This window comes from Rathayibacter sp. VKM Ac-2857, assembly GCF_013205025.1.
In the GTDB taxonomy this organism is placed as follows: domain Bacteria; phylum Actinomycetota; class Actinomycetes; order Actinomycetales; family Microbacteriaceae; genus Rathayibacter.
Window position 1 is genome coordinate 882,287 of the sequence record NZ_JABMLE010000002.1, and the last position, 16,127, is coordinate 898,413.

The window sequence follows — 16,127 nt, forward strand, 5'->3', positions numbered from 1 at the left end:
TCCGGTCGTGCACGCCACCTGGGCGCCGGTCAGTCCTCGGCCCAGCGGTACCACTGCGTCAGGACGACCGGGCCGAGCTCGAGAAGAGGAGAGGCGTCCCGGCCCCGGCGCTCCTCCGCGCTCTCGGTCAGCCCGATCCGCGCCTCGGGCGACATCGGCAGGATCTCCAGCACGATCTCCCCCGCTCCGACCGCGCCGGAGCCCAGCTCGTCGAGGTCGAGGACCCACGGCCCGCCGTCCCAGAACTGATCGGCCACGACCTCCCCGCCGACGAGGATCCGCGCGACGTCGCCGGCCCAGTGGATCTCGAGCTCGCGGCGCTGCGCGCGGGAGTCGGTCGCGGGGACGTCGAGCCGGTGGACCGCGGCGGCGGCGAAGTCGGCGTCCCGCGGTGCGGAGGCGCGCCCCGCGGACTCGCCGTAGGAGGCGGGCACACCGGCGCTCTCGCGGACCGCCGTGACCCCGACCTCGACCGCGCCCCGAAGCTCAGCGGCGGATCCGGGAACGGCGACGAAGCGCTGCAGCTCGACGTCGTAGGCGCGCGGCGGGCGGCTGCCGTGCCGCAGGTCGCCGGCGATCCGGCCCGAGCGGTCCGTCCAGACCGGATCCTCGGAGAGGACGAGACGGCGCGAGCCGGCCTCGACGAGCACCGACGCCTCCTCGCCCACCCCCGCGGACAGGATCAGCACCGAGCACGCCCCACCCGCACCGCGCGCCCGCACGAGCACCGGCTCATCGACGTCGAGCCGGAGGATCCGCCCGTCCCGCCGCTCCCCCTCGACCTCGAGCTCCGTGCCCTCGGCGAAGGCCAGCTCGGCGACGACGTCCGCCGCCGCGACCAGCACCAGCGTCGGCACCGCCCCGTCGAGGAGCGTCAGCGGCGTCGCGGTCGCCCAGTCCAGCCGCACCCCGCCGACCGTCAGACCGACCGGCCAGACCGCCAGCGTCCCTGCCGGGATCGGCGTGCTCACCGAGGGGAACCGCACGACCTCGTCGTCGAGACCCACCTCGAGCACCACGCCCGGGTGCTCCGGCAGCGGCTCGTGCGGCTGGTGCCAGGTGACGAAGACGAAGCCGCTCGCCCCGTCGCTCCGCAGCGCCCAGCGCAGCGTCTCCGTGTCCTGCTGGCTCGAGGGCAGCTCGTCCGGCAGCGTCGACGGCATCTCCGCCAGCTGCTCGCCGAACGCCTCGAGGAAGGCGTGCTGGCGCCGCAGCAGCGCGAGGGTCGGCGACGGGCGCCCGCTCGCCCCGATCGGCGCCCGGAAGTCGTAGTCGAACCGCGGCAGGTCGTTCGGGTAGCCGGTCACCTGCGACTCCTGCAGCCCGTCGGCGACGACGCTCCGCGGGTTCGTCCCGCCGGCGTACATGTAGTACCCCTGCCAGGCCGAGCCGTTGCCGATCTTGGTGTGCGCGACCGCCGCGATGTCGAGCGGCTGCACGGCCGGGCGCCGGTGATAGGCGGTGGCCATGCCGCCGCCGAGCTCGCAGGTCGCCGGCGGGTAGTCGAGCGAGGGGGCGCGGGGCGTCACCGCGTCCGTCGTCGCGCCGCGGACGTCCGCGCCGATCCCCGGGTCGTCCCACTGGTGGCTGAAGAAGAAGTGGTCGCGGAAGGTCGTGTCCCACGGCGAGTCCGACTCGACCCAGAAGCCGTCGGCGTAGCCGCCGAAGAGCGGCAGCACCTCGTTCAGCGGCAGATCCGCGCCGCCCCACGCCGTCGACGTCCAGATCGGCGCCGTCAGCCCCGCCTCACGGGCCAGGCCCTTCAGCGTCCGGATGTGCCCGGGCTGGTCGTAGATCTCGTTCTCCAGCTGGATCGCGACCACGTTGCTCGCGGGCCCGCAGCGGGAGGCCAGCTCGCCGCCGAGGGCGCCGAACCACTCCCGGACGAGCTCGAGGTAGCGGGGGTCGTCCGTCCGGTGCCGCACGTCGGCGTCCTGCACCCAGTCGGGGAAACCGCCGTTGCGGACCTCGCCGTGGCACCACGGCCCGATGCGCAGCACGACGTCGAGCCCGATCTCCGCGCACAGGTCCACGAACGCTCCGAGGTCGAGGTCCCCGTCGAAGCGGCGGGACCCGCGCACCTCCTCGTGGTGGATCCAGATCGCGTAGAACGCTACGACGGTGACGCCGCTCGCGCGCATCACCCGCAGCCGCTCCTCCCAGCGCGCCCGGGGCACGCGGCTGCAGTGGAACTCCCCCGACACCGGCACGAAGTGGCGGCCGTCGCGCAGCACCGAGCGGCTGGTGAGCCGCCACCGGTCGTGCCGGTCGACCGTGTTGCTCATCGCGGGCTCCCGCATGGGCGACGCCCACGGGAGGTGCCGCACCGACGCGGCGGTGACGGTGTCCTGGCGTGCTTCGGTCATGGAGATGCTCCTTCGGATCCGGCCGATCGATCCCGTCCACGCTAGCGGGGGCGGATCCGGAGCCTCCGCCTCAGCGCCGCGGCCGGGTCGACGCGCGCTCCACCAGCTCCGGCAGGAACACGGTCTGCCGCGGGATCAGCTCCGGATCCGCCGCCTCCTCCAGCAGCACGCGCAGCGCGGTCCGCCCGATCACCGAGCTCGGCTGCCGCATCGAGGACAGCGGCACGGCGGCCGCCGCGGCGAACGAGATGTCGTCGAAGCCGATCAGCGCGATCTCGTCCGGCACGAGCATCCGCCCGTCCACGGCGAGCGCCTGCAGCAGGCCGAGGGCGACCAGGTCGTTGGCCGCGAAGAGCGCGTCGGGGCGGTCGCGGCGCGGCCTGGCCAGGATGCGCGCCCCCGCGGCGACCCCCTGCGCGACGGTCAGCGCCGTCGTCGCCACCACCTCGAGGTCGACCGCGGCGTCGCTGTTCTCGACCGCGACCCGCGCGCCCGCGAGCCGGTCGGTGACCTGGCGGATCTCGAACGGCCCGCCCACGAAGGCCAGCCGCCGCCGCCCGGTGGCGATCAGGTGCTCGGCCGCCATCCGCCCGCCGGCCACGCTGTCGACCGAGACCGAGCTGTAGCGGCCGTCGCCGCTGAAGCGGTCGACCAGCACGACCGGCACCCCGCGCCCGCGCAGCTTCTCGAGCCGCTGCGAGATGTCGCCGTACGGAGCGATCAGCACCCCGCGCACCTGCTGCTCCTCGAAGAGGTCGAGGTACTGCCGCTCGCGCGACGGGTCCTCGTCGGTGTTGCCGTAGAGCACGGCGATCTGGTGGCGCGACGCCTCGTCCTCGGCGCCGCGCACCACATCGTTGAAGAACGGGTTCTGCCCGTCGAGCACCACGAAGCCGACGGTCGAGCTCACGCCGTTGCGCAGCTTCCGCGCCGCGTCGTTGCGCACGTAGCCGAGCGACTCGACGGCGGCGTTGACCCGGGCGAGCGAGTCGTCGGAGACCTCGTCCGGCCGGTTGAGCACGTTGGAGACCGTGCCGACCGAGACGCCGGCGCGCAGGGCGACGTCGCGGATGCTCACTCGCGCCACATCGCCTCCCCTGGGACGCCGAGCCGCATCTCGCGTTGACCGCTCCGGCTCAGCGTCCCTATAGTAGCGATGAAGCTGGATGAATCGATTCAGGTCCTCTTCATCCGAAGCCGGGACCTGGACGCGATTCCCCTCGATGAGGAGGTACCACCCGTGGCATCAGATCCGCCACCCGCACTCGAACTCGCCCGCGTGGTCAAGGCGTTCGGCGCCGTCGTCGCGCTGCGCTCGGGCACCATCGCCGTGCACCGCGGGTCGATCCACGCCCTCGTCGGCGAGAACGGCGCCGGCAAGTCGACGCTCGTTAAGATCATCGCCGGAGTGCACCAGCGCGACGCGGGCGAGTTCCTCCTCGACGGCGAGCCGGTCGACTTCTCCTCGACCGCGCAGTCGAAGGCCGCGGGCATCGCCGTGATCTACCAGGAGCCGACGCTCTTCCCCGATCTCAGCGTCACCGAGAACATCTTCATGGGCCGCCAGCCGCGCGGCCGCCTCGGCCGCATCGACCGCAAGGCCATGCGCACCGAGGTCGTCGGCCTCTTCGAGCGCCTCGGCGTCCGGATCGACCCCGACCGCCCCGCCGAGGGCCTCTCCATCGCCGACCAGCAGATCATCGAGATCGCCAAGGCCATCTCGCTCGACGCGAAGGTCCTCGTGATGGACGAGCCGACCGCCGCGCTCTCCGGCGTCGAGGTCGAGCGCCTCTTCACCGTCGCCCGCTCGCTCCGCGACGAGGGCCGCGCGCTGATCTTCATCTCGCACCGCTTCGACGAGGTCTTCTCGCTCTGCGACACCATCACCGTGATGCGCGACGGCGCCTACATCTCCACGACCGCCACGACGGACGCCACCGTCGACGGGATCGTCCGCGAGATGGTCGGCCGCGACATCACCGAGCTCTTCCCCAAGCAGACGACCGAGATCACCGACGTCCTGCTCGAGGTCGCCGGCCTCACCTCGGCCGGCGTCTTCCACGACATCTCCTTCACCGTCCGCGCCGGCGAGATCGTCGGCCTGGCCGGCCTCGTCGGCGCCGGCCGCAGCGAGGTCGCCCGCGCCGTCTTCGGCGTCGACCCCTACGACTCCGGCTCCGTCACCCTCGTCGGCGGCCGGATCCCGGCCGGCAGCCCCTCGGCCGCGATGCGCGCCGGGCTCGCGCTCGTCCCCGAGGACCGCCGCAAGCAGGGCCTCGTGCTCGACTCCTCCGTCTCGCGCAACATCACGATGGCGATCCAGAAGTCGCTGTCGAAGGGCGGCCTGATCACCGGCCGCGCCGAGAACACCGCCGCCCGCGACTGGGCCGCGCGGCTCGAGGTGAAGACCGACGCGCTCGACACCGTCGCCGGAACGCTCTCGGGCGGCAACCAGCAGAAGGTCGTGCTGGGCAAGTGGCTCGCCACGAATCCGAAGGTCCTGATCATCGACGAGCCGACCCGCGGCATCGACGTCGGCACCAAGTCCGAAGTGCACCGGCTGCTCTCACAGCTCGCCGGGGAGGGAATGGGGATCCTGATGATCTCGTCCGAGCTGCCCGAGGTGCTCGGCATGGCCGACCGCGTCCTGGTGATGCGCGAGGGGCGGATCACCGCCGAGCTCGACCGCGCCGACGCCACCAGCGAGACCGTCATGCTCGCCGCGACGAGAGGGGCCGCCGCATGAGCACCGCCCAGGCGCCGACGCAGAAGCGCGTGCCGGCCGCGAAGCCCAACGCCTTCTCCTCCGGCTTCGGCTCCTTCATCCGGGCCCGCGAGACGGGCATCCTGCTCGCGCTGGTCCTCGTCGTCATCGCGACGACCGCGAAGAACCCGACCTTCCTCTTCTCCCCCGACGGCTGGCGCGACCTGCTGCTGACCCCGTCGATCCTGATCCTGATCGCGGTCGGCCAGGCCATCGTCATCATCACCCGCTCGGTCGACCTCTCGGTCGGCTCGATCCTGGGCCTGACCGCCTACCTCACCGGCCGGCTGTTCCTGGACGTGCCGGGCATCCCGATCCTCGCCGTCTTCGCCGCCGGCATCGTCTTCGGCGGGCTGCTCGGGCTGATCAACGGCGCGCTCGTCGCGTTCGCGAAGGTCCCCGCGCTGGTGATCACCCTCGGCACGCTCTACGCCTACCGCGGCATCAACGTCGCCTGGACGGGCAGCGACCGGATCAACGCGTCCGACATGCCCAAGGACTTCCTCGCCCTGGGCACCGGGCAGTTCCTCACCATCCCGTACCTCACGATCATCGCGCTCGTCGTGCTGATCGCCGCGGGCTGGTACCTGCGCAACCAGCGCGCCGGCCGCGAGTTCTACGCGATCGGCTCCGACCCGGACGCGGCGCGGCTCTACGGCCTGCCCGTCACCCGGCGCATCCTGGTCGCCTTCGTCGTCTCCGGCGCGCTGACCGGCCTGGCCGGCGTGCTCTACGCCGCGCGCTACGGCACGGTCAACTCGCAGGCCGGCTCCGGCTACGAGCTCGACGCGGTCGGCGCCGCGGTAATCGGCGGCGTCGCGATCTTCGGCGGCTCCGGCACGGTCTGGGGCGCGGCGATCGGCGCGGTGCTGCTGCTCACCATCAACCGGGCCCTCCCGATCCTGGGCGTGCCCGACTTCTGGCAGCGGGCGGTGGTGGGCGTGCTGATCATCGGCGCCATCGTGCTCGACCGCGTGCTCTCCCTCCGACAGTCCCGCAAGCTCCTCGAAGAGAGGGACGACTCCTGATGAGCCTCGTCACCGACACCACCGCCGTGCGCACCGCGCGCGAGTACCGCGACTACGCCCGGCCGGCCTGGCAGCGGATCCTCTTCAGCCGCGAGACGGCGATCGTCGTGCTGCTGATCCTCGTGATCGTCGTCGCCTCCGCCTCGGTGAAGAGCTTCGACAAGCCGATCACCATCACCTACCTGTTCCTCGACATCGCGCCGACGCTGCTGATCGCGCTGCCGATGACGCTGATCATCATCACCGGCGAGATCGACCTCTCGGTCGCCTCCACGGTGGGCCTCGCGAGCGTGCTGACCGGCACGCTGCACCAGGCCGGAGTGCCGTTCGAGGTCGCCGCGCTGATCGCGATCGTGGCCGGCGCCGCCGGCGGAGCGCTGAACGGCTTCCTGGTCACCGTCGTCGGACTGCCCTCGCTCGCCGTCACGATCGGCACGCTCGCCCTCTACCGCGGACTCGCGGTCGGACTGCTCGGCACCACCGCCGTCACCGACTTCCCCGAGTTCTGGACCGACCTCGCCAAGGCGAAGCTCGTCGGCCCGGTGCCGCTGGTGGTACTGCCGTTCGCGATCCTGGCGATCGTCTTCGCCGTCGTGCTGCACTCCACCCGCTTCGGCCGCGGCGTCTTCGCCATCGGCCTGAACGACGAGGCGGCGATCTTCTCCGGCGTGAACGTGAACCGCACCAAGTTCATCCTCTTCGTGGTCTCGGGCGCCGTCTCCGCGCTGGCCGGCATCTACTACACGCTGCGCTACGGCTCGGCCCGCGGCGACAACGCGACCGGGCTCGAGCTGCAGGTGATCGCGGCCGTCCTGCTGGGCGGCGTCTCGATCTTCGGCGGCCGCGGCGCCCTGCACGGCGTGATCGCCGGCGTGATCCTGATCGGAGTGATCGCCTCGGCTCTGCGCCTCGCGAACGTCACCTCCGACGTCATCAACATCATCACCGGAGTGCTGCTCGTGCTCTCGGTGGTGTCCACCAGCTTCCTGGCCTGGCTGTCGCGACTGCGGCGCTCGGGCAGGAGACGCCCCTGATCCCGCATCACCGGCACAGCACCCGCACCACCCCTCGCACCACCCCTGCACCACCCCACAGCACCTCGACGAAAGGCAGACGATGATGTTCTCCTCCCGTGGGCGCCGCTTCGGCACCCTCACCGCCCTGGCCGTCTCGGTCGCGCTCGTCGCGACCGGCTGCTCCGCCTCCGACGGCGACTCCGGCGGCGACTCCGGTGGCGACGCCGGCTCCGGCGACTACTCGATCACCTTCCTGCCGAAGAACCTCGGCAACGCGTACTTCGACACCTCGGACGCCGGCGGCGAGAAGGCCATCGAGGAGTTCGGCGGCACCTACGCCGAGGTCGGCCCCGCCGAGGCCTCGCCCGACGCGCAGGTCTCCTACATCAACACGCTCACCCAGCAGGGCGCCGGAGCGATCGTCGTCTCGGCGAATGACCCGAAGGCGATCTGCGACGCGCTGAACGAGGCGCGCGACAACGGCACCAAGGTCGTCACCTTCGACTCCGACACCAACGCCGACTGCCGCGACCTCTACATCAACCAGGCCACCGCCGAGGGCATCGCCAAGGCGCAGGTCGACCTGATCACCGAGCAGATCGGCGACAGCGGCGAGGTCGCGATCCTCTCCGCCTCCGCGAACGCCACGAACCAGAACGCCTGGATCGAGCTGATGAAGGAGGAGCTCACCGCGAACCACCCGGACGTGACGCTCGTCGACACCGTCTACGGCGACGACGACGACCAGACCTCGTTCGACAAGACCGCGGCCCTGCTGCAGACCCACCCCGACCTCAAGGGCATCATCTCGCCCACCACGGTCGGCATCGCCGCCGCCGCCCGCTACCTCTCCACCTCGGACTTCAAGGGCAAGGTCGCGCTGACCGGTCTCGGCACGCCGAACCAGATGCGCGAGTTCGTCGAGGACGGCACCGTCACCGCGTTCGCGCTGTGGAACCCGGGAGACCTCGGCTACCTCGCCGCCTACGCCTCGAAGGCCCTGATCGACGGCGACATCACCGGCGCCGAGGGCGACACCTTCGAGGCCGGCGACCTGGGCTCCTTCACGGTCGACGCCGACGGCACCGTCCTGCTGGGCGACCCGTTCACCTTCACCGCCGACAACATCGGCGACTTCGACTTCTGACCCGTCGATTGGCCGAAGGCAAGCGCCCGCAGCAGACATGCTGATCGAACGGCGCCCGCGCTGCATGCTGATCGAGTAGCGCCCGAAGGGCGCGTATCGAGATCCACCGTCCCTGAAACGGTGGGTCTCGATACGCCACTCCGCGGCTACTCGACCAGCATGGAGTCACGCCGATCGAACGGCGCCTGCGCTGCATGCTTTTGAAGCAGCGACCGCAGGGCGACGCCGCTCATGCTGACCGAACAGCGCCCGCAGGGCGACGCCGTTCATGCTGACCGAACAGCTCTCGCAGGACGACCCTGCATGCTGATCGAGTAGCGCCCGCAGGGCGCGTATCGAGATCCCCCACCGAAAGGCCCCACCCCATGCAGCGCGTCTGCTTCCAGCTCCAGGTGCGACCGGAGCTCATCCCCGAGTACACCCGCCGGCACGCCGCGATCTGGCCCGACATGGCCGCCGCGCTGAAGGCCACCGGCTGGCACAACTACTCCCTCTTCCTCCGCCCCGACGGCCTCCTGATCGGCTACTTCGAGACCCCCTCCCTCGACGCCGCCCGCGCCGGGATGGCCGCCACCGAGGTCAACGCCCGCTGGCAGGCCGAGATGGCCGAGTTCTTCGTCGAGCTCGATGGAGCCCCCGACACCGGCTTCCTGCAGCTGACCGAGGTCTTCCACCTCGAGGACCAGCTGCCCTGACCCCTTCCGCCTCCTCGAGACCCATCGGACAGAGCCTCCGCTCCGAATGAACGACGGGATCGATCGAGGAGGTCGCAAGGATGTCGTTCAACAGCCGCCGCTGGCAGGTGCGCACCATCGTGGCGCGGGTCCAGGCCACCGCCGCCGTCAGCACCGCAGGCCTGGACACCGCCGCCCGCGCCGATCGTAAGCTCGAGATCCTCCGGATCGCGGACGGCGTCGACGTCGGCCGGATCAGCAACGACCAGGCCGTCGCCGCCTTCGAGCGGCTGGCCGAGGAGCTCCGTCCGCACCCCGAGGCCCGCCTCGGTTGACGAGCCGTCGCCAGGGCACGCGGTGACCGCCGACGCCCCGTCCGCTCCGGACGCCCTCGTCTCGAGCCTCACCGACGGCGACCACGCCGCGTTCCGCCGGCTCTACGAGCGCACCGTGCGCCGCGTCCGCTCGATCACGGTCGGCATCGTGCAGGACCACGCGCAGGCCGAGGAGGTCGCGCAGGAGACCTACTTCGAGCTCTGGCGCTCCGCCGCCCGGCACGCCGTCCTCGAGGAGCAGCAGCACCTCGTCGCCGTGATCGCCCGCCGCCGCGCCATCGACCGGGTCCGCGCCTCGCAGTCCGCCCGCGAGCGCGACCACCGCTACGCGATCCACAGCTACCTCCGCGAGATCGACGAGGCGGAGTCGCACGGCGAGATCGTCGGCGAGTTCACCCGCGCCGCCGCCGAGATCCGCCGCCTGGCCCCCAAGCACCGCGACCTCCTCTTCCTCGCCTACGTCCGCGGCCTCTCCCACTCCGAGATCGCCGCCGAGCTCGACCTCCCCATCGGCACCGTCAAGACCCGCCTCCGCGACACCCTCGCCCGCCTCCGCCGCGAGCTGACGCCCCCGCCCCCCTGACGCCCCTGCACGCCGGTCGAGCAGCCGCGCAGCGCCCCCTGCATGCTGGTCGAGTAGCCGCGCAGCGGCGTATCGAGACCCACATCCTCAGCACGACGACCCCCCAGAGCCCCCTCGACGTCGTCATCGTCCGACGCGGACGCAGAACATCAGGCAGGAGTCCGTCTCATCGCCCATCAGCGATGACAAGCGCTTCCAGCCGATGTTCTGCCGCCGCAGCCGCGCACGACATCAGCTGAGAAGGGAGTCCCTCGGCTGACAGAGGAGGCCGGGTGCTCTCAGCTGATGTTGTGCGCAGCACCGTCCACAGGGATCTCGATAGGCGCCCTGCGAGCGCTACTCGATCAGCATGCCTCTGCCGTCCGAGCAGCCCTGCAGCACCGCCTGCATGCTGGTCGAGTAGCCGCGCAGCGGCGTATCGAGACCCACGCACGCCGAAGCCCCCGCCCTCCGAGCACGGAGAGCGGGGGCCACGGCGACGCCGTCAGCGCGTCAGAGCGTCTGCGCGAACGGGTCGAAGTCGACCGGCACAGCGGGCACCGGCGCCGACAGCGTGCTGTCGATCGCGACGAACTCGCCGCTCTCGGCCGACTCCTGCGCCGAAAGCATGACGTCGAGCACGTGGAAGCCGAGCTCGCCGGTGGCCACGTGCGGGCGGTCCTCGGCGATCGCGCGGACCATGTCGAGCAGGCCGAGGCCGCGGCCGACGACCGTGCCCTTCTGCTCGATCTCGGTCCACTCCTGCTCGCCCCACTGGCCGTCGGCGATCGAGGTGCGGGCCTTCACGTAGGCGGTGCGCCCCTCGAACTGGTTTGGGTCCGGGATCACGATCGACCCCTCCGTGCCGTGGATCTCGAAGACGCCGTGGCGCTCGAGCGCGGAGTCGAAGCTGAGCAGGCTCGACGCCTGCTGCCCGGCCGCGAACGAGGTCAGCACCTGCAGCGAGGTCGGCACCTCGACCGGGAACGTCGTCCCCGCATCGGGGCCGGAGCGGATGACCCGCTCCTCGAGCTTCTTGCGCCCGAGGGCCGCGACCCGCGCGACGGGTCCGAACAGGCTGACCAGCCCGGTGAAGTAGTACGGCCCCATGTCCAGCAGCGGGCCCGCACCCTCCGCGAAGAGGAACGCCGGGCTCGGGTGCCAGAGATCCGGTCCGACCGTCTGGAAGACGGTCGACGCGAACATCGGCTCGCCGATCACGCCGTCCGCGATCGCGCGCTTCGCGGTCTGGAAGCCCGGGCCGAGCAGCGTGTCCGGCGCCGAGCCGACGCGGAGGCCCTTCGCCGCGGCGTCCTGCAGCAGCTGCGCGGTGCCGGCGCGGTCCAGGCCCAGCGGCTTCTCGCTCCAGACGTGCTTGCCCGCGGCGATCGCCGCGGCCGAGACCTCGACGTGCGCGGCGGGGATGGTCAGGTTGACGACGACCTGCACCCCGGCGTGCGCGAGGACGTCCTCGGCGGAGCCCCAGGCGGGGACGCCGTGCTTCTCGGCCTGGCTCCTCGCCCGGTCGAGCAGCAGGTCGCCGACGATCAGGACCTCGACGTCCGGGAAGGACGCGAGGTTCTCGAGGTAGGTGTCGCTGATGACGCCGACGCCGATGACGCCGATCCCGATGGGCCCGCTCATGCCGCGTACCCGCCCTTCACGAGGAAGTCGTAGCTGGCCTGGATGTCCGCGAAGACGTCGCCGGGGGCGTTGTCGTACTCGATGACGGCGTACTTGATCGCGCCCTCGCCGGCCTTGAGCGCCTCGACGAGCGGCACGTCGCCCTCGCCCGGGCGGCGCTGGTCGAGGGTCTCCGAGCCGAAGGCCGCGGCGCCGGGCGCGAACGGGTTCTCGGCCGGAGCGATGCCGTCCTTGACATGCACCGCGACCAGGCGCGAGCCCAGCTTCGACACCAGCGCGGGGCCGTCCTGGCCGCCGGTCAGCGCCCAGAACAGGTCCAGCTCGATCTCGACGCGCTCGTCGGTCGTCGCGACGAAGCGCTCATAGGCGGTCTGGCCGTCGAAGGAGGCGATGAACTCCTGCGCGTGGTTGTGGTAGCCGACCTTCAGGCCGAAGGTCGCGGCGACCTCGGCGGCCTTGTTCAGGCGGTCGGCGATGTCCGCCACGCCGTCCTCGGTCAGCCAGCGCTCGGCCGAGACGAACGGGTCGATGACGGTCTGGATGCCGATCTGCGCGGCCGCCTCGAAGACGACCTCGGGGGCGGGCGTGGGGATGGAGCCGTCCGGCGTCCACAGCTCGTCGGAGAGCAGCGGAGCGTGGCCGGTGGGCGAGGCGAGACCGCTCGCGTCGAGGGCGGCGCGGGTCTCGGCGGGGCGGCGGACGAAGTCGAACGCCTCGACGTTCTTCAGTCCGATCGCCGCGAGCTTCTCGAGCGAGCCGTTCGGGTCCTCGGAGAACTCCTTGGCCAGCGTGTAGAGCTGGATGGAGGCCAGGGGCAGAGTCATGATCGATGTCGCTTTCACTGGTGATGGTGGTGCGGGCAGGACTGTCGTCTCCGACCAGCCTGTCCTATGGACGTCTGAGAAAGGCCTATCGGACTTTCTTGATGGGGAGGATGACGAGCGCGCCGACGACGGCCGCGAGCGCGCAGACGGTGAACCACAGGCCGTAGTTGTTGCCGGTCGGGTCGCTCACGTAGACCAGGATGCCGCCGACCAGCGGGGCGAGCGTCTGCGGCAGCGCGTTGGCGATGTTGAAGACGCCGAGGTCCTTGCCGGAGTCGTCCGGGTTCGGCAGCACGTCCACGACGAGCGCCAGGTCGACGCCGACGTAGATGCCGTAGGCGAGGCCGAGGACCGCCTCGAGGACGTAGAAGGCGCCGACGTCCTGGACGAAGATCAGCGCGAAGGTGCCGACCGCGAAGAGCGCGGTGGAGCTCCAGACGAAGACCTTGCGGCGCCCGATCCGGTCGGACAGCCAGCCGGCGAAGTAGCTCGCGCCGATCAGCGCCACCGTGTAGATCAGCACGCTCGTGCTGATGACGACGGGGATGGTCCCCTCCTCGATCCCGATGTGGTTGAGGAGGTAGAAGAAGCGGAAGGTGGTGAAGCCGAAGCTCGCGAAGGTGATCAGGAAGCGCGACCACCAGGCCAGCGCGTAGTCGGGGTTCTTCACCGGGCTGACCCAGAAGGTCTCGGCCCAGTCGCGCAGGGTCGCCTTCGGCGGGGCGACGGGCAGCCGCTTGTCGGGCAGCACGACCGCGAAGACGACCATGACGATGATCGCCAGGATCGACGGCGCGACGAACATGATGAAGAGCTGGTCGACGAACGCCTGGGCGACGTAGGTGCCGCCGAGGATGCCGACGTTCTGCGCGATCCCGAGGGCGGCGGTGACCTTGCCGCGCTGGAACCTCGGCACTTGGTCGGCGAGCGTGGCGATAAAGGGCGCGAGCGTCATGTTCGCGCCGAGCTGGGCGAGCGACCAGCCGATGGTCGCGATCAGCAGCGTCGGAGCGAGCGCCATGATCGTGAACGCGACGGTCATGATGACCGTGCCCGCCACGATCCAGACGCGGCGGCGCCCGAGGCGGCTGGTCGTGCGGTCGGAGAGCCGGCCGAAGACGACGTTGGCGACGGTCGCGAAGAGGGCGCCGAACCCGCCGAGGATCGCGGCCGCTCCGGTCGCGCCGTTCTGCGCGATCTCGCCCGCGTCGACGAGCGACTGGATCTTGAGGCCGATGCCGACGATCGCCGGCCCGAGCAGGGCGATGAAGAAGATCAGCTGCGCGGCGAGCAGCCAGAAGACGTAGCCCTTCTTCGCGGGCTCGGTCGGCTCGGCGAACACGTGGTGCCCCCGCACCGTGGCCGTCGCGGTGGTCATGCCCGAGGGCATCCCCGCCGCGGATCCGCTGGACGTCGTCATGATCGTTCCCTCTCGTCATCGAGTGTGCAGGCGGCGCGGTACGACCGAAAACCTTGCAACGTGTGGTTTTGAGTATGCAGGGCCGCTCACCCCACCGCAACCGTCGGCCGCTGGAGATCCGGGCCGGAAGTTGCGCAAGATTCTGCCCCCACGACGCTAGCCCTCCCCCTCGCGCCGCCGCCGCCCCTCGCTCGTTCTGGCGCGCGACGTCCCGCGAGCAGCCCTAGCGACGGGCTCAGCGCGACCGCGAACCTCGGCGGCATCGCCGCGGCTGCCGACCACCCGCTCGATCCACCGGCCGACGCCGCTTCGGCCTTTGCACGGGCGCAACGCCGCGATCGCGAGCGAGCGGCTCGACAAGCCGTTAAACCAAGAACGGCCCGCCGAAGCGGGCCGTCCTGTTCTGTCTCAACCAGAGTGCGCCCGGAGGGATTCGAACCCCCAACCTTCTGATCCGTAGTCAGATGCTCTATCCGTTGAGCTACGGGCGCAGTCCATCGCGTGACCTTGGGGGGCGCACGCAACGAGGTACGACTATACATGCCGGGGAGCCCCTCCGCGAATCGAGCAGGCGCCCGCCCGGGCCCGCGTAGCGTGGCAGTCATGGAGGCTGCCGCGATCGAGCTCGTGCGCTTCGTCGTCTCGCCGCTGCACCGGTTCGAGGGACGGCCTTCCGACGGCCCGATCCCCTCGGAGGGCAACGAGCAGCCCGAGCGGATCGAGATCCGGGCCGGCCTGGGCATCGTCGGCGACCGCTACTTCGCCCAGCGCGCGCACCGCACCGCCGCGGTCACCCTCTTCGCGATCGAGTCGCTCGAGCACGTCGCCGCGGAGCTGGGCCGTGCGGCGTTCGACCCCGCCGACACCCGCCGCAACATTATCGTCCGCGGCGCCGACATCGACGCGCTGGCCGGCCGCACCTTCGCGCTCGAGCAGGGCGGCGAGCGGATCGAGTTCCAGGGCGGCCGCCCCGCCAACCCGTGCGCCTGGATGGACGTCTCGCTCGCACCCGGGGCCTTCAAGGCGATGCGGCGCCGCGGGGGCGTCCGCTGCGCCCCGCTCACCAACGGCCTCCTCCACATCGGGCCGGCCCGGCTGATCCTCCACCGCTCCGAGGACATGCTGATCTGAGCGGATCGGCCAGCGCCTAGGCTCTCCCCCGACCCGTTCCCGCCCGGCCGCTGCGCCGCGACACCCGAGGAGGCGCCCGTGCCCTACCCCGGCCGCCCCCTGCGCGCCCTCGCCTCGAGCGTCCGCCACGGCGTGCGCGACGTCTTCTCGACCACCCGCTCCCGCCGCCGCGACCCGCGCCGCCGCTACAAGAACACCGACGTCTCCGTCCTCCGCGTCCGCCGCGGCGACGTCTACGCGCGGGTCAACACCGTCGGCCACACCGGCGAGCGCACCTTCGTCCTCGTCCCGGGCATCGGCGTCGCCGCCACCTACTTCGAGCGGCTCGCCCCGGCGCTCAACGAGTTCGGCCCCGTGCACGCCCTCGACCTGCCCGGCTTCGGCGGCGTCCCGCATCCGCCGAACGCCCGGCACATGACCATCGGCGACTACGCCGAGCTCGTCGGCGCCGTCATCGACGACCTCGGCCTCGACGACCCGGTCGTCCTCGGCCACTCGATGGGCACGCAGGTCGTCGCCGAGCTCGCCGCCCGCCGACCCGAGCTCACCACGATCGTGCTGCTCGGCCCGGTGATGAACCCGCACGAGCGCCGCATCCCCGTCGCGGCCTGGCGCTTCCTCCAGTCGAGCGTCCGCGAGCCGGTGCAGGTCGCCGTCCTCGCCGCCGCGGCCTACCTGCTCTGCGGTCCGCGCTGGTTCTCACGGGTGCTGCCCGAGATGATGCAGTACAGGATCGAGGACGTGCTGCCGCGGATCCGCGCCTCCACGCTGGTCATCCGCGGCGAGTACGACCGCCTGGTGCCGCGGGAGTGGGCCGAGGAGGTCGCGGAGTCGATCCCGCACGCGCGCGCCTGGGAGATCCCGGACGCCTCGCACTCGGTGATGCACGCCCACGCGGAGGAGGTCGCCCGGCTCTGCGTCGAGCACGCCCGCGCCCCGCAGCCCGACCGCGACGAGGCCGAGTTGCGCCGCTTCCCGGACGACGAGGTCGACCGCTCGCAGGAGGACGCGCCGATCGAGGATCCGCTCGGCGCGATCCGCGGCCGGGTGACCGAGCTCGCCGGCATCCTCGTCGACGACGACTCGCTGATCGCCGAGGGCAAGACCCAGCACGCCGAGGCGACCGACCCGACCGCCCTGCAGGAGTCCGACACCGACGCGGGGAACGGCGACTCCGGCCCGGACCTCTTCGACGGCCCTTCCGCCGCGCACTGAC

The 16,127-nt window shown here is 71.5% G+C and carries 14 protein-coding genes and 1 tRNA gene; 9 read left to right on the forward strand and 6 right to left on the reverse strand.

Annotated elements, in window-relative coordinates; genetic code table 11:
* Positions 1 to 29: 29 nt before the first annotated feature.
* Positions 30 to 2,366, reverse strand: coding sequence for a beta-galactosidase (locus tag HQQ86_RS11375; protein WP_173288180.1), 2,337 nt, complete (start codon positions 2,364 to 2,366; stop codon positions 30 to 32).
* 70 nt (positions 2,367 to 2,436) lie between these two features.
* Positions 2,437 to 3,444 (reverse strand): LacI family DNA-binding transcriptional regulator, encoded by a 1,008-nt coding sequence (locus HQQ86_RS11380; RefSeq protein ID WP_367948624.1) that lies wholly within the window; start codon positions 3,442 to 3,444, stop codon positions 2,437 to 2,439.
* Positions 3,445 to 3,606: 162 nt separating this feature from the next.
* Here HQQ86_RS11380 and HQQ86_RS11385 point away from each other — a divergent pair, with 162 nt between their 5' ends.
* The 7 genes from HQQ86_RS11385 (at position 3,607) to HQQ86_RS11415 (ending at position 9,913) form a co-directional block, all read left to right on the forward strand.
* Positions 3,607 to 5,112 carry a sugar ABC transporter ATP-binding protein gene (locus tag HQQ86_RS11385; RefSeq protein ID WP_367948625.1) on the forward strand — a complete coding sequence of 502 codons (1,506 nt, stop codon included), beginning with the start codon at positions 3,607 to 3,609 and terminating at the stop codon, positions 5,110 to 5,112.
* Complete coding sequence (locus HQQ86_RS11390; protein WP_173288183.1) at positions 5,109 to 6,158, forward strand: ABC transporter permease; 1,050 nt, start codon at positions 5,109 to 5,111, stop codon at positions 6,156 to 6,158. The genes HQQ86_RS11385 and HQQ86_RS11390 overlap by 4 nt, the downstream gene beginning before the upstream one ends.
* A complete protein-coding gene (locus HQQ86_RS11395) occupies positions 6,158 to 7,192 on the forward strand; it encodes an ABC transporter permease (protein WP_160090832.1) in 1,035 nt (344 codons plus the stop codon). Before HQQ86_RS11390 ends, HQQ86_RS11395 begins: the two co-directional genes overlap by 1 nt.
* Positions 7,193 to 7,274: 82 nt before the next feature.
* The gene (rhaS, locus tag HQQ86_RS11400) at positions 7,275 to 8,321 is read left to right on the forward strand and encodes a rhamnose ABC transporter substrate-binding protein (RefSeq protein WP_173288184.1); all 1,047 of its coding nucleotides are present in this window, start codon (positions 7,275 to 7,277) and stop codon (positions 8,319 to 8,321) included.
* A gap of 365 nt (positions 8,322 to 8,686) precedes the next feature.
* Complete coding sequence (locus HQQ86_RS11405) at positions 8,687 to 9,016, forward strand: L-rhamnose mutarotase (RefSeq protein ID WP_173288185.1); 330 nt, start codon at positions 8,687 to 8,689, stop codon at positions 9,014 to 9,016.
* Positions 9,017 to 9,096: 80 nt separating this feature from the next.
* A complete protein-coding gene (locus HQQ86_RS11410; protein ID WP_173288186.1) occupies positions 9,097 to 9,330 on the forward strand; it encodes a hypothetical protein in 234 nt (77 codons plus the stop codon).
* Positions 9,331 to 9,352: 22 nt separating this feature from the next.
* On the forward strand, positions 9,353 to 9,913 hold the full coding sequence (locus tag HQQ86_RS11415; RefSeq protein ID WP_173288187.1) for a sigma-70 family RNA polymerase sigma factor: 561 nt from the start codon (positions 9,353 to 9,355) through the stop codon (positions 9,911 to 9,913).
* A gap of 492 nt (positions 9,914 to 10,405) precedes the next feature.
* Here HQQ86_RS11415 and HQQ86_RS11420 read toward each other — a convergent pair whose 3' ends face one another.
* From HQQ86_RS11420 to HQQ86_RS11435, 4 genes are all read right to left on the reverse strand, one after another.
* Positions 10,406 to 11,536, reverse strand: coding sequence for a Gfo/Idh/MocA family protein (locus HQQ86_RS11420; RefSeq protein WP_173288188.1), 1,131 nt, complete (start codon positions 11,534 to 11,536; stop codon positions 10,406 to 10,408).
* A complete protein-coding gene (locus tag HQQ86_RS11425; protein ID WP_173288189.1) occupies positions 11,533 to 12,360 on the reverse strand; it encodes a sugar phosphate isomerase/epimerase in 828 nt (275 codons plus the stop codon). Before HQQ86_RS11425 ends, HQQ86_RS11420 begins: the two co-directional genes overlap by 4 nt.
* 85 nt (positions 12,361 to 12,445) lie before the next feature.
* Positions 12,446 to 13,780: an MFS transporter gene (locus HQQ86_RS11430; protein ID WP_216845324.1), complete on the reverse strand. Its 1,335-nt coding sequence runs from the start codon at positions 13,778 to 13,780 to the stop codon at positions 12,446 to 12,448.
* A gap of 418 nt (positions 13,781 to 14,198) precedes the next feature.
* A tRNA-Arg gene (locus tag HQQ86_RS11435) sits at positions 14,199 to 14,271 on the reverse strand.
* A gap of 112 nt (positions 14,272 to 14,383) precedes the next feature.
* Between HQQ86_RS11435 and HQQ86_RS11440 the strand changes: the two genes are divergently transcribed.
* Both HQQ86_RS11440 and HQQ86_RS11445 read left to right on the forward strand, forming a co-directional pair.
* A complete protein-coding gene (locus HQQ86_RS11440; protein WP_173288190.1) occupies positions 14,384 to 14,911 on the forward strand; it encodes an MOSC domain-containing protein in 528 nt (175 codons plus the stop codon).
* Positions 14,912 to 14,989: 78 nt separating this feature from the next.
* Positions 14,990 to 16,126, forward strand: a complete 1,137-nt coding sequence (locus HQQ86_RS11445) for an alpha/beta hydrolase (protein WP_173288191.1) — start codon at positions 14,990 to 14,992, stop codon at positions 16,124 to 16,126.
* Position 16,127 lies beyond the last annotated feature (1 nt).